The following is a 20,380-nucleotide window of genomic DNA, read 5'->3' as shown; positions in this document are numbered from 1 at the left end:
GGCAAGTGACCGCTCGGCGGTCTATCGACTTCGTAGGAGGCTTCAACGTGGCACGTCGCGGGCTGAAGACGGTCGCGTTGTCGATGATCCTCGGCGGCGCTGCGGTGCTGCTCAGCGGATGTAGCTGGTCCGAGGTTCTCGGCCTTGGCTGGCCGGAGGGCATCACGCCCGAGGCGCACGCGAACCGCGAACTGTGGATCGGCTCACTGATCGCGGCACTGGTGGTCGGTGTGATCGTGTGGGCGCTGATCTTCTGGAGCTCGGCGTTTCACCGGCACAAGAAGGGCGACACCGAGTTGCCCCGCCAGTTCGGCTACAACATGCCGCTGGAACTGGTGCTCACCGTCACGCCGTTCCTGATCATCTCGGTGCTGTTCTACTTCACCGTGGTGGTGCAGGAGAAGATGCTGCACAAGGATCCGAACCCCGAGGTCGTCATCGACATCACGGCGTTCCAGTGGAACTGGAAGTTCGGGTATCAGAAGGTCAACTTCAGCGACGGCACCTTCACCTACGACGGCGCCGACAACGCACGCAAGGCCGCGATGCAGTCGAAGCCCGAGGGCGTCGACGAGCACGGCCAGGAGATCGTCGGCGCGGTACGCGGGCTGAACCCGGAAGACCGCACCTACCTGAACTTCGACAAGGTCGAGACGCTGGGCACCTCCAGCGAGATCCCGATCCTGGTGCTGCCCAAGGGTAAGCGCATCGAGTTCCAGCAGGCCTCCGCCGATGTCGCGCACGCGTTCTGGGTGCCGGAGTTCCTGTTCAAGCGCGATGTCTACCCCGATCCAGAGGCCAACCACCAGGACAACAAGTGGCAGGTCAGCGAGATCACCAAGACCGGCGCATTCGTCGGCCGCTGCGCGGAACTCTGCGGCACGTACCACTCGATGATGAACTTCGAGGTTCGCGTGGTCGAACCCAACGATTTCAAGGCCTATCTGCAGCAGCGGATCGCCGGTAAGACCAACGCCGAGGCGTTGCAGGCGATCAACCAGCCGCCGACGGCCGTCACCACGCATCCGTTCGACACGCGCCGCGGCGAACAGGTCGGCGTGCCCCCGCAGGCAAGCAAGTAGGGACACCACATGCACATCGAAGCCAGGTTGTTCGAGTTCCTCACCGCCTTCTTCGTCCTGTCGGCGGTGGTGTACGGGGTGCTCACCGCGCTGTTCGCCAACGGCGGTGTGGAGTGGGCGGGCACCACGGCGCTGGTCATGACGTCCGGGCTGACCCTGATCACCGGGACGTTCTTCCGGTTCGTCGCGCGCAGGCTCGATACCAGGCCCGAGGATTACGAGGACGCCGAGGTCAGCGATGGCGCGGGCGAACTCGGCTTCTACAGCCCGCACAGCTGGTGGCCGGTGGCCATCGCGTTGTCGGCCTCCGTCACCGCCGTCGGCGTCGCGCTGTGGTTGCCGTGGATGATCGCGGCGGGCGCGTGCTTCGTGCTCTTCACGGCCGCAGGCTTGGTTTTCGAGTACTACATGGGCCCCGAGAAGCACTGACTTCACGACTGAGTTCAGCAAGGTCACAATCGGGACAACAGTTCGCCCGCGAACCGCACTGTGAGAGCCGATCGGCCAATGGCTTTGGGTAGTGTTGCCGGGGCACGGTCAACCGCGCCGGAGAGTAGTCGAAAAGGATAGGCGTAGATGAGCGGGCCGAATCCCCCACGATCGGAAGGGTCGGATAAGCCGGGTCAGGAGCCAGGCAATCAGCCCACGTCGGACCAGTCGGCGGCACCCGAGACGGGTGAGACCGAGTTCTACTCGCAGGCCTACTCCGCCCCTGAGTCCGAACAGTTCACCAGCGGTCCCTACGTGCCCGCCGACTCGTCGCTGTACGACTACGACAGCTATGAGCCCGCCGCGGATCTGGCCGAGCAGGGCAGGCCGCCACGCTGGCCGTGGGTGGTGGGGGTGGCGGCCATCGTGGCCGCGATCGCGCTCGTCGCCTCCGTATCGGTGCTGGTGACCCGGACGGACACCGACAACCTCGCCACACCCGCGACCAGCACCACCACTCCGCCGCCGGTGCAGGACGAGATCACGACGACCACACCGCCGCCCCCGCCGCCACCGCCGCCGGAGACGACGACGGAAGCGCCGCCACCACCACCGCCAGCCCCCTGCCACCGAGGCGCCGCCGCCCCCGCCGGCCACGTCCGCGGCGCCGCCGCCGCCGACCACCACGACACCCGCGGGGCCGCGGCAGGTCACCTACTCGGTCACCGGCACCAAGGCGCCCGGCGACATCATCACGGTCACTTACATCGACGCGTCGGGCCGCAGCCGCACCCAGCGCAACGTCTACATTCCGTGGTCGCTGACCGTGACACCGATCTCGCAGTCGGAAGTCGGCTCGGTGCAGGCGTCCAGCCTGTTCCTGGTCAGCCGGCTCAACTGCTCGATCACGACGAGCGACGGCACCGTGCTCTCGTCGAACACCAACAACGCCGCGCAGACCAGCTGCTGATGGGCGAATTCGACCGTACCGACCGCATTTTGGTGGGCGCGTGCGCCGGCGTCTGGCTGGTCGCCCTCGGCGCCGGGGTGGCGGCGACGGTGGCGCTCGTCGACCTGGGCACCGGGCATGCGCAGTCGTCGGGGGACTCGGAGACGCCGTGGCTGCTGTACGCGGTGATCGCGATCTCGGCGGCGGTGATCATCGGCGCGGTGCCGCTGCTGCTGCGCGCACGCCGCGCCGCGCTCGAAGAACCGCCACCGCCGGTGCGCACCCCGGTGCGCGCCGCCCCGATTCACCCGCAGGCGCCGGTGCGCGGCGCGGAGGCGCCGACGGAGAAGATCCGGATCGGCGCACCGCCTGCCGCAGGGCCCGGCTATCCCACCCGCGAGGCGATCGTCGCGCCGCCAAATCCGTTGGAGGAGGCCATCGATCGGGTGTGGCTCCGGTGCGCAGTGGTCATCGCGATCGCGATGGGGGTGGCCGTTGTGGCCATCGGCGTCGCGACGTATCTGATGGCCGTCGACCACAACACCATGGCGTGGGTGTGCTACGCCGTCGCAGGCCTGATCACGTTGGGAATGCCCGCGATTCCGTGGTTCTACCTACGCGAACTACGCGCCGTTTCGGAGCAGTAAACGCGACGAGATCAGACCCGATGCACCCGCATCGCGTGGATGGGGTGCGCCGAGTCTGATCTCGATGGCGCTTCTTTTAGGTGTTCAGTGATGCCCGTTGGTCTCGCCGTTGGACGAGCCGTTGCGGTCCTGGTGCTCACGCAGTGCGGTCAGCGCCCTGCGCTCTGACGCGTGCGCCGCTTCGGTGAGCGCCTCGTGCTCCGAGATCGGGTCGGCGGTCAAGAAGCTGCCCGTGCCCGGTGCACCCGCGGAACCCAGCTTGTTCATCCGCTTGGGCACGGCTGCGCCCTGGTACTCCAACGGAATCGGGTGGCCGTGCTCGTCGACCGGCCCGAGCGGCTGGTGCAACTCGATGTAGGCGCCGTGCGGCAGTCGCTTGATGATGCCGGTCTCGATGCCGTGCTCGAGCACCGCGCGGTCGCTGCGCTGCAGTCCGATACACCACCGGTAGGTGATGTAGTAGACGATCGCGGGCAACACCACCATGCCGATGCGGCCGATCCACGTCGTCGCGTTCAGCGAGATGTGGAACTTCAGCGCGATGATGTCGTTCATCGCGGCCAGGGTGAGCACCATGTAGAACGCGATCGCCATCGCGCCAATCGACGTGCGCACCGGTGCATCTCGCGGCCGCTGCAACAGGTTGTGGTGCGCCTTGTCGCCGGTGACCCGCTGCTCGAGGAACGGATAGGCGATCAGCAGCATGAACACCAGGCCCATGATCACGGCGACCCAGACCACGGCGGGGATGGTGTGGCCGAACGGGTAGAACTCCCACGGCGGCCAGATACGGGCCAGGCCCTCGGTCCACATCATGTAGAAGTCGGGCTGGCTACCCGCCGACACCTGCGAAGGCTTGTAGGGGCCCAATTGCCAGATCGGGTTGATCTGCAGCAGGCCACCCATCAAGCCGAGGATGCCGGTGACCATCGCGAAGAACGCGCCGGACTTCACCGCGAACACCGGCATGACCCGCACACCGACCACGTTCTTCTCGGTGCGGCCGGGGCCGGGGAACTGGGTGTGCTTCTGGAACCAGACCAGCGCCAGGTGAATACCGATGAGCGCCAGGATGATTCCCGGAATCAGCAGAATGTGCAGCGAGTACATCCTTGGCAGGAGTACGCCGTCCTCGGAACACTGGTAACCCACGCCGCCGCAGGGGAAGTCGCCACCGAACAGTGCCCAGTGCAACCAGGTGCCGATCACCGGCATGCCCAGCGTGATCGAGGACAACGCGGCGCGCAGGCCGATGCCGGACAGCAGGTCGTCGGGCAGCGAGTAGCCGAAGTAACCCTCGAACATCGCCAGGATCAGCAGCAGCGAGCCGATCACCCAGTTGGCCTCGCGGGGCTTGCGGAACGCACCGGTGAAGAAGATGCGCGCGAGGTGCACCATGATCGCGGCGGCGAACAGCAGCGCCGCCCAGTGGTGGACCTGCCGGACGAACAGGCCGCCGCGCACCTCGAAGCTGATGTCGAGCGCGGAGGCGAACGCCTTGGACATCTCGACACCGCGCAGCGGCTGATACACCCCGTTGTAGGTGACTTCGGCCATCGACGGGTCGAAGAACAACGTCAGGTACACGCCGGTGAGCAGCAGCACGATGAAGCTGTACAACGCGATCTCGCCCAGCAGGAATGACCAGTGGGTCGGGAACACCTTGTTCAGCTGGCGACGCACCGCCGCCGACGGGTGATACCGCGAGTCGATCGCATCGCCTTGTGCCGCGGCGATTTCCGCGAAATTCGGCTTTGGCAGTTTCGGACTCATGAGCTCCGCTCCCAGAATGCCGGTCCGACGGGTTCGATGAAGTCGCCGTTGGCGACCAGGTACCCGTCTTGATCAATGGTGATGGGCAGCTGCGCCAAAGCGCGCGCAGCTGGACCGAATATGGGCTTTGCGAAGTGCAACGCGTCAAACTGCGACTGGTGGCACGGGCAAAGGATGCGATAGGTCTGCTGCTCGTAAAGCGAAGCGGGGCAACCCAAGTGCGAGCAGACCTTCGTGAAGGCGAACAGTTCGCCGAAGTTGAAGCTCTCCTGGCCCTTGCGCTTGACCACCTTGGGCATATCGGCAGGCTTGATGCGGATCAGCATGACCGGGTTGCGCACACCCATCGCGATCTCGGAAAGCCGATGGTGCGATTCGACGTCGGTGCCGTCGCCATCGGACTCCCGCCACGGGAACACCGTCTCCATACCGCCCGCGTCGATGTCTTCGGGGCGCATCTTGACGAACGGCGACTCGCCAGGCCTGCCGGTGGCACGCGCGAGGTAGATGGTTTCGCCCTTGAACCGGGGAGTCCAACCCGACGTCCACAGCACGGCCTTCTTGCCGTCGGCGGTCTGCACCACCGGCTTCCACGGGTTCTTGATCAGTCCGCCGACGAACGCGACCAGCGTGCCGAGACCGAACGCGCCGAGGCCGATGCCAAGCGAGAGGCCAATCACCTTGCGCCGCTTCAGCGTTGAGCCCTCCAGCGCATCGGTGAGATTGGCGGCGACGGTCCTGCGCTGGAGTTCGGGGGAGCGGCCGTCGTGGCGCTCCTGGATCGAGATCTCCTCGGGAATGAACTTCTTCTGGAACAGCACCGCGCCGATGCCGATCGCGAGGATCGACAGGCCGAACGTCAGGCCGTACAGCGGGGTGGCCAGCTGATACCAGATCTCGCCGGCATGACCCGTCGGCTTGTACTCCCACGGCCAGAACAAGAAGATCAGCAGCAGCGCCAGGCCCGAAATGCCGCCGAGCAGAAGCCAGTACGCGACCGTACGTTCGGCCCGCTTCTCGGCCTTGGTGCCGGGTACCGGCCAGCGGTCCTCCTTGAAGACGGTTTCGACGCCGTCAAGTTTGCCGCCGAGCGCGACCAGTTCCTCGCGGCTCATCGCGGCCAGTTCAGCGTCGGTCGGCTGCCCCGGCACACCCTGCTGGCCGGGGGTGTCACTGCCCTTGACGCCAGATGTTTCGCTCATGCTCGCGCTCCGATCCACAGCGCAACTGCCACCACACCGACAATGCCGATGATCCAAATCGCCATGCCCTCAGACGACGGTCCGAAGCCGCCGAGGCCGTAGCCGCCCGGATTCGCCGCATGCGTGGCCTCGCGGACGTAAGCCACGATGTCGCGCTTCTCGTCGGGGCTCAGTTGGCGGTCGGAGAACTTCGGCATGTTCTGGGGGCCGGTCAGCATCGCGGTGTAGATCTGCGCGGGCTCGGCAGGCGCGAGGTCGGGTGCGTACTTGCCCGACGACAGCGCGCCGCCCTTACCGGTGAAGTTGTGGCAGGAGGCGCAGTTCAGCCGGAACAGGTCGCCGCCGCGCGCGACGTCGTCGCCGAGCAGCGACTCGTTGGCGATGTGACCGTTGTCGTCGCGTGGGACCGTCGGCCCGCCGCCGTTGGCCTGGACGTAGGCGCCCAGCGCGTCGATTTGCGACTCGTCGAAGACCGGTGGTTTGCGCGCCGCCTGCGCCTCGCCGCGCATCGCTGGCATCCGGCCGGTCGACACCTGGAAGTAGACGGCGGCCTCGCCGACGCCGATCAGGCTGGGGCCGCGGTCGGGCACACCCTGCAGGTTGGCGCCGTGGCAGGTGACACACGAGGTGTCGAACAGCTGCTTACCGGTGCGCAGCAGCGCCGACGACGCCTCGTCGGCGACCGCGACCTGCGGGGTCGGCGTGAGGGTGGCCGCCAAGCCACCGGCGACTGCCAGCCCGACCAGCAGCAGCAGTGCTGCCGATAGACGCCGGCGCAGCCGACGCTGTCTCAAGGTCGCCGGCCTTCCGGCTCCGGCCGCCTTCTCGGTCATCGAACCCCTTCTCATCAGCGGACCGATCATCGAACGAAATAGATGGTGGCGAACAGCGCAATCCAGACGATGTCGACGAAATGCCAGTAGTACGAGACGACGATCGCGGCGGTGGCCTGCGCCGGAGTGAACTTACTCATCGTGGTGCGCGCAAGCAGGAAGATGAAGGCAATCAGACCGCCGATGACGTGCAGGCCGTGAAAGCCGGTGGCCAGATAGAAGACCGAACCGTAGGCGCTGCCGGGGATCGTGGTGCCGTGTTCCACCAGGTGCATGTACTCGTAGCCCTGTCCGGCGACGAAGAAGGCACCCATCAGGAAGGTGATGAAGTACCAGCGTCGCAGCCCGAACACGTCGCCACGCTCAGCGGCGAACACGCCCATCTGGCAGGTAAACGACGAGGCGATCAGCACCAGCGTCACCGGAACCGCCTGATACAGGTTCAGTTCGGTGGGGTGCGGCGGCCAGTCGCCTTGCGCCTGAGCACGTGCCGTGAAGTACATCGCGAACAGCCCAGCAAAGAACATCAGCTCACTGGACAGCCACACAATGGTGCCGACACTGACCATATTCGGTCGGTTCAGCGAATGTACTCGCGACGTGATGGCGGTTCCCGAGGTCCCTACAGCGCTCGTCACAGGAGCAAGTATGACGCTTTGTAGTTGTTGATCTCCACCCGGGTCAGGCAATTCGCCATAATCGGCGGGTGACTTCTTCCGACGCTTTGACGTGGCCCCAGATTCTCGGCCGCTTGACCACAGGTCAGGCGCTGCTCCCAGGGCAGGCCGCGTGGGCGATGGACCAGATCATGACCGGTGTCGCGACGCCGGCCCAGATCGCCGGCTTCGGCGTGTCGATGAAGATGAAGCGCCCGACCTCCGGCGAGGTGACCGAGCTGGCCGACACGATGCTCAAGCACGCGCGCCGGGTGCCCACCGATGTGATCGGCAACGAGACCGTGGACATCGTCGGCACCGGCGGCGACGGAGCAAACACCGTCAACCTGTCGACGATGGCGGCGATCGTGGTGGCCGCGGCCGGGGTGCCGGTGATCAAGCACGGGAATCGCGCCGCGTCGTCGCTGTCCGGCGGGGCCGACACGCTCGAGGCGCTGGGGGTGCGCATCGACCTGGGTCCCGATGAGGTCGCCCGCAGCGTGGCCGAGGTCGGGATCGGCTTCGCGTTCGCCCCGCAGTTTCATCCGTCGTACCGGCATGCCGGGGTGGTGCGCCGCGAGATCGGGGTGCCGACGGTCTTCAATCTGCTCGGGCCGTTGACCAACCCGGCCTCGCCGCGGGCCGGTCTGATCGGCTGCGCGTGGGGTGAACTGGCCGAGGTGATGGCGGGTGTGTTCGCCACCCGCCGGTCCAGCGTGCTGGTGGTGCACGGCGACGACGGGCTCGACGAGCTCACCACGACGACCACCAGCACCATCTGGCGCGTGCAGGCAGGCACCGTCGAGCGGCTGACGTTCGATCCGGCGGCGTTCGGTTTCGCGCGGGCGCACATCGACGAGTTGGTCGGCGGTGATGCGGAATCCAATGCCGCGGAAGTCCGTTCGGTGTTCGGCGGGGCCAAGGGACCCGTCCGCGATGCCGTCGTGCTCAACGCGGCTGGCGCGATGGTGGCGCACGCGGGGCTAGCCAGCGACGCCAAATGGGTGCCCGCCTGGGAGTCGGGCCTGGCCCGCGCCGCCGAGGCCATCGACTCCGGGGCGGCCGAAAAGCTGCTCGCGCGTTGGGTGCGGTTCACCCAGAAAGCCTGAGGAGTCCGTCCGCTCGAGTTGTTCGGCCGCCGCACGCGCCGACCGAGCCGTCGCCGCCCAGTTCGCCCACCGGCCCGCCGCCGCCAGCGGCGACGCCCAGCCCGGTTCGGCGCGCACGATGCGCACCCCTGGCTGCGCGAGCCACCGCGCGATCAACGCGGTCTCCTCGACCAGCGCACCGCCCAGCGGCGCAGACGTCGGCAGAACCGCTTGCGCGCCAACGCATATCGCGTCGATGACCGGCATCGGCGGCACACCGCGTTGCGCGTTGCCCGCCGCGGCCAGCTGTCCGTGCCTGATGACCGCGAGGTGCCAGCCGCCGTTGCCGTCGGCGCGCGCGGCGACGAGTTCCTCCACCTCGACCAGGGCCCGCAGTCGCTGACCGCGCCACAGCACGTCGATGGCCGCTGCGGCGTGGTCGCGCAACCGGGCGGCCGTCTCGTAGCGGTTGCGCTCGGCGAGGTCGGCGATCTGGGCGAGCACGCCGGCGAGGGCCCGGTTGTCGCTGCCCTCGATCAACTCGACGGCGCGGGCGGGCGCGGCCGCGTACTGCGTGGCGGTGACGCCCTGTGGGGCGGGACACGGCGACAGTTCGCGCTCGGGGCACACATGCAGCGCCGAGCGGCCCAGCCGGGCGGTGCAGGTCCGCACGCCGGTGAACCGGGCAAGCAGCGCGGCGGTCTCAACCGCGTCGGCGCGTCCGCGAAACGGGCCGATTGCGTTGGCGCGCTTGGGATTACGGACAACGGAGAAGCGCGGGAACGGCTCGTCGGTCAGCGTCACCCACCACCACCGGCGCGGGAACTTCGACCTGCGGTTGTAGGGCGGCGCGTGCGCGGCCAACAGCCGCAGTTCACGCACACCCGCCTCCAGGTCGTGCGCGCACTCGACGTGATCGACGGCGGTGGCCAGCGACGCCATCTCCTTGATCCGGGTGCGCGGATCGGCGCCGTTGAAGTACTGGCCGACGCGGCGGCGCAGATCGACCGCGGTCCCGACATAGAGCACTTCGGCCGACGGCCCGCGGAACAGGTAGACGCCGGGCTGATGCGGTAACGCGGTGGCCAGATGCCGCTTGCTGCGCTGCGCGGGCGTCACGTCGGGCAGATAGGACCGCAGATCGGCGTAGGTGTGCACACCCTGGTTGCCGACCCGCTCGATCAACCCGTGCAGCACGTCGACGGTGGCGCGCGCGTCGTCGAGTGCCCGGTGCGTCGGCGTGGTGGCGGCGCTGAACAACCGCGCCAGCGCGGACAGCCGCACGCTGGGCGCCTCGTCGCGGGTGAGCACCCGGCGGGCCAGCTTCACCGTGCACAGCACCGGTGGCTTGGGCCAGGTGATGTGGCAGCGTTCGGCGGCCGCGCGCAGGAAGCCGATGTCGAAGCCGGCGTTGTGCGCGACGAGCACCGCGCCGCGGGAGAACTCCAGAAACGACGGCAGCACCGCCTCGATGGTCGGCGCGTTGCACACCATCGCCGACGTGATGCCGGTCAACGCCACGATCTGCGGCGGGATGCCGCGCTGCGGGTCGACCAGGGTGGCCAACTCGCCGAGCACCACGCCGCCGCGCACCTTGACCGCGCCGATCTCGGTGATCGCGTCGTGGTTGTCGCCGGCGGCTCGACCGCCCGTGGTCTCCAGGTCGACGACGACGAAGGTGGTCTCCCGCAGGGTCACATCGCTTTCCGGAGCCACGTCCGCGAAGCTCAGCTGACCCATGCGCTGAAGGTAGGCACGCCCACCGACAGCAACCGGTTGCCACGCGGACGAACTTGTCGGTGGGCCTCGATACCGTGCGGACAACACCGATTGAGAGGACGAGCCAGATGGGCGACCAGACAGGCACGGTGAAGATCGACTGCGACGACTGCGCGGTGCGTGGTCCAGGGTGTCAGGACTGTGTCGTCAGCGTGTTGCTCGGCGTCCCCGAGACCCTGCTTGACGACGAGCGGCGCGCGCTAGAGGTGTTGGCCGATGTCGGGTTGGCGCCGCGATTACGGCTGGTGCCGATTCGCCGGCATGGCGATTCCGGCGTGGCGTAAGAACATTCGTTTACGAGGTCGTTGATAACGATCTCTGAGGCAGCTGTTAAATTTGCGTCTTCTGTTGGACAAGCCCGAGGCCGTTTCGTAACCTATCTGAGACCTAAGAGCAGTTTGACGCGGTTTCGTCACGGCATCTAAAGGACGCAAATCTTGAGGCTCAGCCGCACGCGCGGGATGACACGTGGTTTTCACGCACTCCGGAAACCAGTTGTAGGGGCGATAGCTGGGTTAACGGTATTCGGAGGCATCCTCGCCGGGCATGTGCAGGCCGATCCGGCCGACGACGCGCTGGCAAAGCTCAACGAATTGTCTCGGCAGGCCGAGCAGACCACCGAAGCCATGCACTCGGCTGAGCTGGACCTCAACAACAAGCTGGCAGCGCAGCAGGCCGCCGAGGCCAAGCACGCCGCCGACGTCTCCGCTGTCGAATCGGCCAAGGCCCAATTGGCAACGTTTCAGGGCGCGGTCGACAGATTAGCTGCCGCGCAGTACATGGGTGGCAGGACCGACGGTCTCGACGCGATGCTGACGGCCAACTCGCCGCAGGGCCTGATCGATCAGCTTGCGGTGCAGCGGGTGATGGCGTCCGAGATGTCGGCGCAGATGAAGAGCTATCGCGACCTCGGTCAGAAGGCCACGCTGGCCGAGCAGGCGTCGGCCAAATCGGCCGCCGACGCCAAGACGGCGGCTGAACAGGCCGCCGCGGTGCGCGCTGACCTGCAATCCAAGCAAAGCAAGCTGCAGGTCCAGATCGCCGTGGTCAAGTCCCAGTACCAGGCGCTGACTCCCGCGCAGCGTGACGCGCTCGCGGCGCTGCCGCCGGTGCCCGCGCCGCCACCGCCGGCTGCCGACGCGCCGCTCCCACCGGCGGATCCCGGCGTGCTGGCCGCCCCGCCGAACGGCATCCCGCCGGGCGACGTGGCGCCACCGGGCGACGGATCACCCGAGGCCGCCACCGTCATCCAGGCCGCGTTGAGCCGGATCGGTTCGCCGTATGTGTGGGGCGGGTCGGGCCCAGGCCAGTTCGACTGCTCCGGATTGGTGATGTGGTCGTTCCAGCAGGCCGGCATCTCCCTGCCGCACTCCAGCCAGGCGCTTGCGCAGGGCGGGCAGCCGGTGTCGATGGATCAGATCCAGCCCGGCGATCTGGTGACGTACTACTCAGACGCTTCACACGTCGGCATCTACATCGGTGACGGCATGATGGTGCATGCCTCCACGTATGGCACGCCGGTGCGCGTCGCTCCGGTCGACAATGCGCCGATCCACAACATCCGCCGCTACTGACCGCCGCCGGCTGGCGGCAATCCTGATCACGGAGTTGATCTGTGGGGTGCTGCTCGTCGGCGGGCCGCAGTCCGACCCTGAGCGTCCGGTCGTCGCCGCTCCCGCGTCGCTGACCACACCGACTGCCGCGTCGACCACCGAGACCCTCGACGACGGCCGCACCGTTCACCTCGTCAGCATGGGCGGCCCGCGCACGGCGCCGCTGCTGGCCCGCATCGGCGCCGAGATGGACGGTGCCGCGAAGGCTGTCACCACGTTCTGGGGCCCAGACTGGCCGCGCGACATCGTGATCGTGGCTGCCGGATCGGACGCCGAGTTCGGCACTCTCGCGGGTGGCGGACCCGACACCGCGGCCACCACCACCGCCCAACGCATCATGTTCGCGCCCGGCGCGTCGGGCATGAGCGCTGCTTCGTTGCGAATTGTGCTGCGCCACGAGCTGTTCCACTTCGCCTCGCGCGCCGACACCGCCGCCGACGCGCCCCGCTGGCTCACCGAGGGGGTCGCCGATTTTGTGGGCCGCCCACCGACACCCCGGCCTGCCTCCGCCGCGACCTGGGCGCTGCCGACCGACGCGGAATTGTCCGGGCCCGAGCAGTCCCGGGCGTACGACCGTGCCTGGTGGTTCAGCCGGTTCGTCGCGGACACGTACGGCGCGGACACGTTGCGCGCGCTATACCTGCGGGCGTGCAGTCCCGGCCATCCGGACGCGGCCACCGCCGTGCACGAGACCCTCGGCGCCGACCTGCCCGCTGTGCTGGCCCGGTGGCGGCAATGGATGTCCGGCGCGCCTCGATGAGCCGGGTTCTGTTGGTCACCAACGACTTTCCGCCGCGCCGCGGCGGCATCCAGTCCTATCTGCAGAACCTCGTCGACCGGTTGGCCGCCGCAGGTACGCACACGCTGACCGTCTACGCGCCGAAATGGAAGGGCGCAGACGAGTTCGACCGGGCCGCCGGCTACGAGGTGGTGCGCCATCCGACCACGCTGATGCTGCCCGAGCCGTCGGTGGCGGGCCGGATGCGCACGTTGATCAAACGGCACAACGCCGACACGGTCTGGTTCGGCGCCGCCGCGCCGCTGGCGCTGATGGCGCCGCTGGCGCGCCACGCGGGCGCCGAGCGCGTCATCGCCAGCACCCACGGTCACGAGGTCGGCTGGTCGATGCTGCCGGTGGCCCGAACTGCGTTGCGGCGCATCGGAACTGGCACCGACGTCGTCACGTATGTGAGCAAATACACCCGCGGCCGGTTCGCCTCGGCGTTCGGCGCGAACGCCGCGCTCGAGCACCTGCCGCCCGGTGTGGACACCGACCGGTTCGCCCCCGACGAGGTGGCCAGAGCCGACTTGCGTGCCCGCTACCGGCTCGGTCAGCGGCCGGTCGTGGTCTGCGTATCGCGGCTGGTGCCGCGCAAGGGCCAGGACATGTTGATCCGGGCGATGCCCGCGATCCGGCAGCGGGTGCCCGAGGCCGCGCGGGTGATCGTCGGCGGCGGCCCGTATCTGACGCCGCTGCGCCGGTTGGCGCACAGCTTCGGGGTAGCCGAACACGTGGTGTTCACCGAAGGGGTGCCTGGCGACGAACTGCCCGCCCACCACGCCATGGCCGACGTGTTCGCGATGCCGTGCCGGACCCGCGGCGCCGGACTCGACGTCGAAGGGCTCGGCATCGTGTTCCTCGAGGCGTCGGCGACGGGCGTGCCGGTGGTGGCAGGCCGTTCCGGCGGCGCGCCCGAGACGGTTCGCGACGGTGAGACCGGCGTGGTGGTCGACGGCTGGGACGTCGGCGCGATCGCGGCGGCGGTCAGCGACCTGCTCGCCGAGCCGGACCGGGCCGCGCGGATGGGCGAAGCAGGCCGACGCTGGGTGGTCGAGAACTGGCAGTGGAGCAGCAAGGCGCAGCGCTTGGCCGAATTGCTCTAGGCGTAGAGCCGTGCCGAATTGCTCTAGGCGTACAAGGCGTCGATGTCGCTGGCGAACTTCTCGGCGACCACCTTGCGCTTGACCTTCAAAGTCGGCGTCAGCTCACCGGTGTCCTCGGTGAAATCGACTGCCAGGATGCGGAATTTGCGAATGGCCTCCGCTTTCGACACCGCCTGGTTGGCCTCCTTGATGGCCAACTCGATCTCCGTCACCAGATCGGGATCTCCTGCCAGGTCGCCGACAGTCGCGTTCGGGTCCTTGCCGTTGCGTTGCTTCCAACCCGGGAACGCTTCGGGGTCGATGGTGATCAGCGCCGCGATGAACGGCTGCTTGTCGCCGACGGCCATCGCCTGGCTGATCAGCGGATGCGCCCGCAGCCGATCCTCGAGCAACGCGGGCGCGACGTTCTTGCCGCCCGCGGTCACGATGATCTCCTTCTTGCGGCCGACGATGGTCAGGAAGCCGTCATCGTCGATCGCACCCAGATCGCCGGTGTGGAACCAGCCGTCGGAGAAGACGGCGTTCGTCTCCTCCTCGTTGTGCCAGTAGCCGCTGAACACCACGCCGCCCTTGACGAGCAGCTCGTCGTCGTCGTTCAAGCGCATGCTGTTGCCGGGCAACAACTTTCCGACGGTGCCGACCTTGACCTCGTCGATCTTGTTGACGGTGATCGCCGCGCTGGTCTCGGTCAACCCGTAGCCCTCGTAGATGGTCAGCCCGACGCCGCGGTAGAAGTGCCCCAGCCGGGCGCCAAGCGGCGCACCGCCCGAGATCGCGCCCCTGCACTCGCCACCGAGCGCGGCCCGCAGCTTGCCGTACACCAGCCGGTCGAACAGCGCGTGCTTCGCCCGCAGCACCAGGCCTGCTCCGCCGGAGTCCTGTGCCTGGCTGTATTCGATGGCGGTGTTGGCCGCCATCTCGAAGATGCGGCCTTTGCCGTCGTTGCGGGCGTTCTGTTCGGCGGTGTTGTACACCTTCTCGAACACCCGCGGCACCGACACGACCAGCGTCGGCTTGAACACCCCGAACGTCGGGACCAGGTTCTTGATGTCACTGGTGAAGCCGAGCGTGACCTTGTTCGCAAAGCACGCCAACGTGATGGCGCGGGCGAGCACGTGCGCCAGCGGCAGGAACACCAGCATCCGCTCGCCCTTGCCAAGCAGCGTCGGAAAGCACTCCTTGGCGCCGCGGATCTCGTACATCAGGTTCGAATGGGTGAGTTGGCAGCCCTTCGGCTGCCCCGTGGTGCCGGACGTGTAGATCAGCGTCGCCGGATCGGCGGATTTGATACCGGCCAACCGGGCGTCGAGTTCCTTCGGGTCGACGGCGGCGCCCGCCTCGGCCAGCGCGTCGAGCGCGGACGGGCCGGACCCGTCGATCCGGTACACCTTGCGTAGCTGGGGCAGCTCATGCTCGAGATGCTCGATCTTGTCGGCATGGGCGTCGGTCTCGGCGAAGATCAGCACGGCGCCGGAGTCCTGCAGCACGAACCGCACCTGTTCGGCCGAGTTGGTCTCGTAGATCGGCACTGTCAGCGCGCCAACGGACAGGATCGCGAGGTCCAGGATGGGCCATTCGTACCTGGTCGCCGAGAACACCGCGACCCGGTCACCGGGTTGTACCCCCTCGGCGATCAAACCCAATGCCGCCGAACGGATCTGATCCGCGGCTTGCTTACAGGTGACATTCGTCCAGGTGCCGTCGACGAGGCGCTGGAAGATCACGTGATCGGGATCGTCGCGCTCGTGACTGAACACCGAAGTGACGATGCTGTCGTGCTCACCGACGGTGAACGTTGCGGGAACACTGTATTCGCGCACGATCCTGGCCTCTCAACGGTTCACTGGCGACCTTGGGTGTTCCCAGCCTAGTCGGCCTCCGTCGCGGGTGGTCGGGGCATATGTGAAGCTTGTCCGCATGAACAGCATCCAGATTGCTGACGAGACGTTCATCGCGGCTGATCCCGTCGAGGTGGGCAGGGCCGTCGGTGATCCCGCCAGTTGGCGGCGCTGGTGGCCCGACCTGCTGCTGACGGTCGTCGAGGACCGTGCCGACAAAGGCCACCGCTGGACGGTGGCCGGCGCGCTGACCGGCACCATGGAGATCTGGCTCGAACCGGTGCTGGACGGGGTCGTGTTGCATTATTTTCTGCACGCTGAACCAACGGGGGTGGCGGCGTGGCAACTGGCCAAGATGAACCTGGCGAAGGTGAACCACCGCCGCCGCGTGGCCGGCAAGAACATGGCGTTCGAGGTGAAGCGGATACTAGAGGCGACGCGCCCGGTGGGCGTCTCTCGGCTGGCCTGATACCCGGGCCGGAGCAAGCACAGGGGGGTAGGTTTTTACCGTGGCGGACAAGACGGCGCAGACCATCTACATCGATGCCGATCCTTCCACCGTGATGGACGTCATCGCCGATATCGGCTCCTACCCGGACTGGGTCGCCGAGTACAAGGAGACCGAGGTGCTCGAGGCCGACGCCGAGGGTTACCCGAAGACCGCCCGCCTGGTGCTGGACGCCACCGTCCTGAAGGACACCATGGTGCTGTCCTACGACTGGCCCAAGGACCGCAAGTCGGTGAAGTGGAGCCTGGTGTCCAGCTCGCTGCTGAAGTCGCTGGACGGCGCATATCGGTTGGTGCCCAAGGGTTCCGGTACCGACGTCACCTACGAACTTTCGGTCGATCTGATCATCCCGATGATCGGGCTGCTCAAACGCAAAGCCGAGCGCAGGTTGACCGACACCGCACTGAAGGACCTCAAGAAACGAGTCGAGACTGACTGAGTCTGGCGCCCCGACCAGTGCCCGGATCAGTCTCTTCGTCGGCAAGGGCGGGGTAGGTAAGTCGACATTGGCCACCGCCACCGCGGTGCGCGACGCGCGCGCCGGGCAACGGGTGCTGATCGTCTCGACCGACCAGGCGCATTCGACCGGAGACGTGCTCGGTTGCACGATCGCTCCGACGGGGCTGCGCGAACCCACCCGAGTGCTCGCGGACGACGCCGATGCGGGCGGCGGCTTCCTCGACGCGCTCGCACTGGACACGCTGGCTCTGCTCGCCGCGCGGTGGGCCGAGATCGCGGGCCTGTTGGCCGACCGGTTCCCCGAGTCCGAGTTGGGAGACGTTGCGCCGGAAGAACTCTCGGCCCTTCCCGGCATTCAGGAGGTGCTCGGTCTGCACGAGGTCGGCGAACTGGCGGCCTCGGGCCTGTGGGACCACGTCGTCGTCGACTGCGCGTCCACCGCCGACGCCTTGCGGATGCTGACCCTGCCCGCGACGTTCGGCCTGTACCTGGAACGCGCATGGCCGCGGCACCGCCGGTTGTCCAGCGACGATGCCCGCGCCGCGGCCATCGTCGCGCTGATCGAACGCATCAGCGCAGGGACCGAACAGTTGGGTGCGCTGCTGACCGACGGCGAACGCGTCAGCGCCCACCTGGTGATGACGGCCGAACGGGTGGTCGCCGCGGAGGCGGTCCGCACGCTGGGGTCGCTGGCCCTGATGGGGTTGCGGATCGACGAGCTGATCGTCAATCAGATTCTGGTGCAAGACGATTCATACGAGTACCGCAATCTTCCCGACCACCCGGCGTTCGACTGGTATGCCGAACGCATCTCGGATCAGCAGGCCGTGCTCGACCAGCTGGACGACACCATCGGCGACGTGCAACTGGTGCTGGTGCCGCACCTCGCGGGCGAGCCGATCGGGCCGAAGGCGCTCGGTGAGCTGCTGGACTGCGCCCGGCGGCGCGACGGATCGCCGCCGCCAGGGCCGCTGCGGCCGATCGTGGACCGCGAATCCGGAACGGGACTCGAATCGGTGTATCGGTTGCGGCTAGAGTTGCCGCAGGTCGATTCCGCCGCCTTGACGCTGGGCCGGGTCGACGACGACTTGATCATCGGCGCGGGCGGTATGCGGCGTCGGGTTCGGCTGGCGTCCGTCCTGCGGCGGTGCATCGTGATGGACGCGCAGCTGAAGGGCAGCGAACTGACCGTGCGATTTCGACCGAATCCGGAGGTGTGGCCAGCATGACGGAGGGCCACTCCGATATCGGTCCCGAACTGCGGCAGCTGGCCCAGACCATCCTCGACAAGCTCGACCCTGTGGTGCGACTGGCGGCCGAGCGGGCCGCCGGTAGCGCAGCCGGGCCGGGCGCGTGCCAGCAGGTGTGGTGCCCGGTGTGCGCGCTGGCGGCCTTGGTCGCCGGTGAGCAGCATCCGCTGCTCGACGTCATCGCCGAGCACAGCGTGGCGCTGCTGGCGGTGGTGCGCGCGCTCGTCGACGGCACAGCGAACGGCGCACCGCAGGGCCCGTCCGGTCCTGGCGAACCGCCGCCACCACCGCCGGACGGTGAACCTCCGCCGAACGGTCCTGGGCGCTATCAACACATTCCCGTGACTGTGGAGGAGTGAGCGTGCGGCCCTGTGGCCGCACCCACACCGCGTGAGTAAAGTTGTCGCAAAGCACCGTCCGGTGCTCCGTTGGTGGGGAGGGTCCATGTGGTACTGGCTTTTCAAGTACATCTTCATGGGCCCGTTGCTGTCTTTGCTGGGACGTCCGAAAGTCGAAGGGCTGGAATATGTTCCGCACTCCGGCCCGATGATCCTCGCCAGTAATCACCTCGCCGTCGCCGACAGCTTCTATCTGCCGCTGGTCGTGTCGCGCCGGATCACCTTTCTGGCCAAGGCCGAATACTTCACCGGCACCGGCATCAAAGGGTGGTTCACCCGCTGGTTTTACACCGTCGCCGGCCAGGTGCCGATCGACCGCACGGACGCCGACAGCGCGAAGAGCGCGCTGGACACCGCGCAGCGGATCCTGAACGAAGGCAAGTTGCTGGGCATGTACCCGGAGGGCACCCGGTCGCCCGACGGGCGGCTGTACAAGGGCAAGACCGGCCTGGCCCGGCTCGCGCTGGAGTCAGGCGTGCCCGTGATTCCGGTCGCGATGATCGGAACCAACGTCGTCAACCCGCCCGGCAGCAAGATGTGGCGGTTCGGCCGGGTCCGGGTGAAGTTCGGCAAGCCGATGGACTTCAGCCGGTTCGAGGGCCTGGCAGGCAACCGGTTCATCGAGCGCGCCGTCATCGACGAAGTGATGTACGAGCTGATGCGGCTGTCCGGTCAGGAGTACGTCGACCTGTACGCCGCCGATGTCAAAGAGGGAAAAGGTGAGGCGGCGCTCAAGCCGCCGGCGCGGATGCCGGAAGCAGCTGCGGGCTGACCGGACGCGTGGCCCAGCCGGCGGACACCGTGCCCGCCACCGCGATCAGCGCGATCGCCCACCAGGCATACGACCCGCCTGCCAGCTGACGCCACAGTGACGCCGACGTCTCATGGTGCTCGGGCATCAACGGAATAGGCGTCCACACCATCAACGCGATACCCACGGCGGCCACCACGGCGAGGCCGACGTGCCGCAGCCGCACCGCCGTCACGATCATCACCACCAGGCTCGGTAGCGCCCACACCCAGTGGTGCGACCACGACACCGGCGACACCACGAGCCCGAACATCGCCACGCAGATCAGCGCGAGCACCGGTTGGTCGGCGCGCAGCACCCGACGCACCGCCCACACCGTCAGACCGAGGACCGCGAAGCAGGCCACGATCCACAGCACGAACCGCTCGCCCTCGGCCAGACCCAACCGGGCCAGCGCGCCCGCGATGTTCTGGTTGGTGTTCAGCGTCGCGGTGCCGATCCGGTCGGTGTTGCGGACCGTGTCGGTCCAGTACTCCCACGAGTCCTTCCAGGCGAACGCGAAACCGGCAAGTGTGGCCACCGCCGCCGAGGCGACGGTGACCAGCAACGCGCGGGTATCGCGGCGGAGCAGGAAATAGAGGAGAAACACAGCGGGAGTGAGCTTCAGCGCGATCGCGACGCCGAGCAGCATGCCGCGCGGCCACGGCGTCCTGCGCGGCACGCAGTCGGCGATTACCAGCGTCATCAGCACGACGTTGATCTGACCGAAGTCGAAGTTCGACCGGATGGGTTCCAGGTAGATGATCGCGGGCGCGACGATCGCGGCCGCCAGCCAGCAGCGGCGCACCGGTGAGGCCATCACGTCGAGCCCGGTCAGCACGATCACCGTCGACGCGATCAGCAGCACCAGCGTGGTCAGCGTGATCGCGACACTGGCTACGTTCAGCGTCAGCCAGGCGAACGGCGCGAACGCGACCGCCGCCAGCGGCGGATAGGTGAACGGCAGGTCGAGGCCGCCGCGGGTGTGGAACATCGCGCCGTCGGCGTAGAGGGGACGGCCGTCGAGCCACGCGCGCCCGCCCATTCGGTACACGTCGATGTCGATGCGGTACGGGATGTGGCCTAGCAGCCGCCAACCCGCCCACACCAGGGCCGCCAGGGTGAGCAATTGAAACAGCCGCCAGGCGAGTGTGGGCCACCAAACAGCCCCGCCGGGCGACCGCCGATTACTCATGTCGCAG

At 67.6% G+C, this 20,380-nt stretch carries 19 protein-coding genes and 2 pseudogenes; 14 read left to right on the top strand and 7 right to left on the bottom strand.

The features are described 5' to 3' along the window. The first annotated feature begins 83 nt into the window (after positions 1-83). The 4 genes and pseudogenes from C1A30_RS05630 (at position 84) to C1A30_RS05615 (ending at position 3,107) form a co-directional block, all read left to right on the top strand. On the top strand, positions 84-1,082 hold the full coding sequence (locus C1A30_RS05630; protein WP_101947665.1) for a cytochrome c oxidase subunit II: 999 nt from the start codon (positions 84-86) through the stop codon (positions 1,080-1,082). A gap of 9 nt (positions 1,083-1,091) precedes the next feature. Next, positions 1,092-1,511, top strand: a complete 420-nt coding sequence (locus C1A30_RS05625) for a cytochrome c oxidase subunit 4 (RefSeq protein WP_101947223.1) — start codon at positions 1,092-1,094, stop codon at positions 1,509-1,511. A 147-nt stretch (positions 1,512-1,658) separates the two neighbouring features. Beyond that, a pseudogene (locus C1A30_RS05620) lies at positions 1,659-2,481 on the top strand (MmpS family transport accessory protein). After that, positions 2,481-3,107: a DUF2561 family protein gene (locus C1A30_RS05615; protein WP_101947222.1), complete on the top strand. Its 627-nt coding sequence runs from the start codon at positions 2,481-2,483 to the stop codon at positions 3,105-3,107. Before C1A30_RS05620 ends, C1A30_RS05615 begins: the two are co-directional and overlap by 1 nt. Positions 3,108-3,191: 84 nt before the next feature. On the opposite strand, the gene C1A30_RS05610 is transcribed toward C1A30_RS05615, so the two are convergent. The 4 genes from C1A30_RS05610 to C1A30_RS05595 are packed head-to-tail and all read right to left on the bottom strand — an operon-like array spanning position 3,192 to position 7,553. Beyond that, on the bottom strand, positions 3,192-4,880 hold the full coding sequence (locus tag C1A30_RS05610) for a cytochrome bc complex cytochrome b subunit (RefSeq protein WP_101947221.1): 1,689 nt from the start codon (positions 4,878-4,880) through the stop codon (positions 3,192-3,194). Continuing rightward, positions 4,877-6,082, bottom strand: a complete 1,206-nt coding sequence (locus tag C1A30_RS05605; protein ID WP_200828168.1) for a ubiquinol-cytochrome c reductase iron-sulfur subunit — start codon at positions 6,080-6,082, stop codon at positions 4,877-4,879. Before C1A30_RS05605 ends, C1A30_RS05610 begins: the two co-directional genes overlap by 4 nt. Then, positions 6,079-6,915 (bottom strand): c-type cytochrome, encoded by an 837-nt coding sequence (locus tag C1A30_RS05600; protein ID WP_101947664.1) that lies wholly within the window; start codon positions 6,913-6,915, stop codon positions 6,079-6,081. The genes C1A30_RS05605 and C1A30_RS05600 overlap by 4 nt, the downstream gene beginning before the upstream one ends. Positions 6,916-6,941: 26 nt before the next feature. Continuing rightward, entirely contained in the window at positions 6,942-7,553 is a 612-nt protein-coding gene (locus tag C1A30_RS05595) for a heme-copper oxidase subunit III (protein WP_101947219.1), read from the bottom strand. 68 nt (positions 7,554-7,621) lie between these two features. Here C1A30_RS05595 and trpD point away from each other — a divergent pair, with 68 nt between their 5' ends. Then, complete coding sequence (trpD, locus tag C1A30_RS05590) at positions 7,622-8,680, top strand: anthranilate phosphoribosyltransferase (RefSeq protein WP_160112696.1); 1,059 nt, start codon at positions 7,622-7,624, stop codon at positions 8,678-8,680. On the opposite strand, the pseudogene C1A30_RS05585 reads toward trpD, so the two are convergent. Next, positions 8,618-10,399 (bottom strand): annotated as a pseudogene (locus tag C1A30_RS05585) (DEDD exonuclease domain-containing protein); the annotation flags it as partial. The gene trpD and the pseudogene C1A30_RS05585 sit on opposite strands and share 63 nt — an antisense overlap. 107 nt (positions 10,400-10,506) lie before the next feature. On the opposite strand from C1A30_RS05585, the gene C1A30_RS05580 reads away from it, so the two are divergent. The 4 genes from C1A30_RS05580 to C1A30_RS05565 all read left to right on the top strand — a co-directional run bounded on the left by C1A30_RS05580 (position 10,507) and on the right by C1A30_RS05565 (position 13,935). Beyond that, positions 10,507-10,722 (top strand): hypothetical protein, encoded by a 216-nt coding sequence (locus C1A30_RS05580; protein WP_101947217.1) that lies wholly within the window; start codon positions 10,507-10,509, stop codon positions 10,720-10,722. Positions 10,723-10,899: 177 nt separating this feature from the next. Further along, positions 10,900-12,012 carry a peptidoglycan hydrolase RipC gene (gene ripC, locus C1A30_RS05575; protein ID WP_101947216.1) on the top strand — a complete coding sequence of 371 codons (1,113 nt, stop codon included), beginning with the start codon at positions 10,900-10,902 and terminating at the stop codon, positions 12,010-12,012. Further along, entirely contained in the window at positions 11,981-12,811 is an 831-nt protein-coding gene (locus tag C1A30_RS05570; protein ID WP_101947215.1) for a peptidase, read from the top strand. The genes ripC and C1A30_RS05570 overlap by 32 nt, the downstream gene beginning before the upstream one ends. Continuing rightward, a complete protein-coding gene (locus C1A30_RS05565; protein WP_101947663.1) occupies positions 12,808-13,935 on the top strand; it encodes a glycosyltransferase family 4 protein in 1,128 nt (375 codons plus the stop codon). Before C1A30_RS05570 ends, C1A30_RS05565 begins: the two co-directional genes overlap by 4 nt. A gap of 23 nt (positions 13,936-13,958) precedes the next feature. Here the strand turns inward: C1A30_RS05565 and C1A30_RS05560 are convergent, their stop codons facing one another. Continuing rightward, complete coding sequence (locus tag C1A30_RS05560) at positions 13,959-15,755, bottom strand: long-chain fatty acid--CoA ligase (protein WP_101947214.1); 1,797 nt, start codon at positions 15,753-15,755, stop codon at positions 13,959-13,961. Positions 15,756-15,852: 97 nt separating this feature from the next. Between C1A30_RS05560 and C1A30_RS05555 the strand changes: the two genes are divergently transcribed. The 5 genes from C1A30_RS05555 to C1A30_RS05535 all read left to right on the top strand — a co-directional run bounded on the left by C1A30_RS05555 (position 15,853) and on the right by C1A30_RS05535 (position 19,160). Continuing rightward, positions 15,853-16,242: a polyketide cyclase / dehydrase and lipid transport gene (locus tag C1A30_RS05555; RefSeq protein ID WP_101947662.1), complete on the top strand. Its 390-nt coding sequence runs from the start codon at positions 15,853-15,855 to the stop codon at positions 16,240-16,242. Positions 16,243-16,282: 40 nt separating this feature from the next. Beyond that, on the top strand, positions 16,283-16,720 hold the full coding sequence (locus C1A30_RS05550) for an SRPBCC family protein (protein WP_101947213.1): 438 nt from the start codon (positions 16,283-16,285) through the stop codon (positions 16,718-16,720). Then, positions 16,713-17,969, top strand: a complete 1,257-nt coding sequence (locus tag C1A30_RS05545) for an ArsA family ATPase (RefSeq protein ID WP_101947212.1) — start codon at positions 16,713-16,715, stop codon at positions 17,967-17,969. Before C1A30_RS05550 ends, C1A30_RS05545 begins: the two co-directional genes overlap by 8 nt. After that, on the top strand, positions 17,966-18,349 hold the full coding sequence (locus tag C1A30_RS05540) for a hypothetical protein (protein ID WP_101947661.1): 384 nt from the start codon (positions 17,966-17,968) through the stop codon (positions 18,347-18,349). Before C1A30_RS05545 ends, C1A30_RS05540 begins: the two co-directional genes overlap by 4 nt. An 85-nt stretch (positions 18,350-18,434) precedes the next feature. Beyond that, complete coding sequence (locus C1A30_RS05535) at positions 18,435-19,160, top strand: 1-acyl-sn-glycerol-3-phosphate acyltransferase (protein WP_101947211.1); 726 nt, start codon at positions 18,435-18,437, stop codon at positions 19,158-19,160. Here the strand turns inward: C1A30_RS05535 and C1A30_RS05530 are convergent. Then, the gene (locus C1A30_RS05530; RefSeq protein WP_101947210.1) at positions 19,120-20,373 is read right to left on the bottom strand and encodes a glycosyltransferase 87 family protein; all 1,254 of its coding nucleotides are present in this window, start codon (positions 20,371-20,373) and stop codon (positions 19,120-19,122) included. The two genes, C1A30_RS05535 and C1A30_RS05530, sit on opposite strands and share 41 nt — an antisense overlap. Between the last annotated feature and the right edge of the window lie 7 nt (positions 20,374-20,380).

Origin of the sequence: Mycobacterium sp. 3519A (genome assembly GCF_900240945.1) — a bacterium.
GTDB lineage: Bacteria > Actinomycetota > Actinomycetes > Mycobacteriales > Mycobacteriaceae > Mycobacterium.
This window is presented reverse-complemented; position numbering and strand designations above follow the sequence as displayed.

Excerpts from the sequence above, each read along its gene's own strand:
- C1A30_RS05630 (WP_101947665.1), top strand. The coding sequence starts at position 84 with ATGATCCTCGGCGGCGCTGCGGTGCTGCTCAGCGGATGTAGCTGGTCC.
- C1A30_RS05625 (WP_101947223.1), top strand. The coding sequence starts at position 1,092 with ATGCACATCGAAGCCAGGTTGTTCGAGTTCCTCACCGCCTTCTTCGTC.
- C1A30_RS05615 (WP_101947222.1), top strand. The coding sequence starts at position 2,481 with ATGGGCGAATTCGACCGTACCGACCGCATTTTGGTGGGCGCGTGCGCC.
- C1A30_RS05610 (WP_101947221.1), bottom strand. The coding sequence starts at position 4,880 with ATGAGTCCGAAACTGCCAAAGCCGAATTTCGCGGAAATCGCCGCGGCA.
- C1A30_RS05605 (WP_200828168.1), bottom strand. The coding sequence starts at position 6,082 with ATGAGCGAAACATCTGGCGTCAAGGGCAGTGACACCCCCGGCCAGCAG.
- C1A30_RS05600 (WP_101947664.1), bottom strand. The coding sequence starts at position 6,915 with ATGACCGAGAAGGCGGCCGGAGCCGGAAGGCCGGCGACCTTGAGACAG.
- C1A30_RS05580 (WP_101947217.1), top strand. The coding sequence starts at position 10,507 with ATGGGCGACCAGACAGGCACGGTGAAGATCGACTGCGACGACTGCGCG.
- ripC (WP_101947216.1), top strand. The coding sequence starts at position 10,900 with ATGACACGTGGTTTTCACGCACTCCGGAAACCAGTTGTAGGGGCGATA.
- C1A30_RS05570 (WP_101947215.1), top strand. The coding sequence starts at position 11,981 with ATGCGCCGATCCACAACATCCGCCGCTACTGACCGCCGCCGGCTGGCG.
- C1A30_RS05565 (WP_101947663.1), top strand. The coding sequence starts at position 12,808 with ATGAGCCGGGTTCTGTTGGTCACCAACGACTTTCCGCCGCGCCGCGGC.
- C1A30_RS05555 (WP_101947662.1), top strand. The coding sequence starts at position 15,853 with ATGAACAGCATCCAGATTGCTGACGAGACGTTCATCGCGGCTGATCCC.
- C1A30_RS05540 (WP_101947661.1), top strand. The coding sequence starts at position 17,966 with ATGACGGAGGGCCACTCCGATATCGGTCCCGAACTGCGGCAGCTGGCC.
- C1A30_RS05535 (WP_101947211.1), top strand. The coding sequence starts at position 18,435 with ATGTGGTACTGGCTTTTCAAGTACATCTTCATGGGCCCGTTGCTGTCT.
- C1A30_RS05530 (WP_101947210.1), bottom strand. The coding sequence starts at position 20,373 with ATGAGTAATCGGCGGTCGCCCGGCGGGGCTGTTTGGTGGCCCACACTC.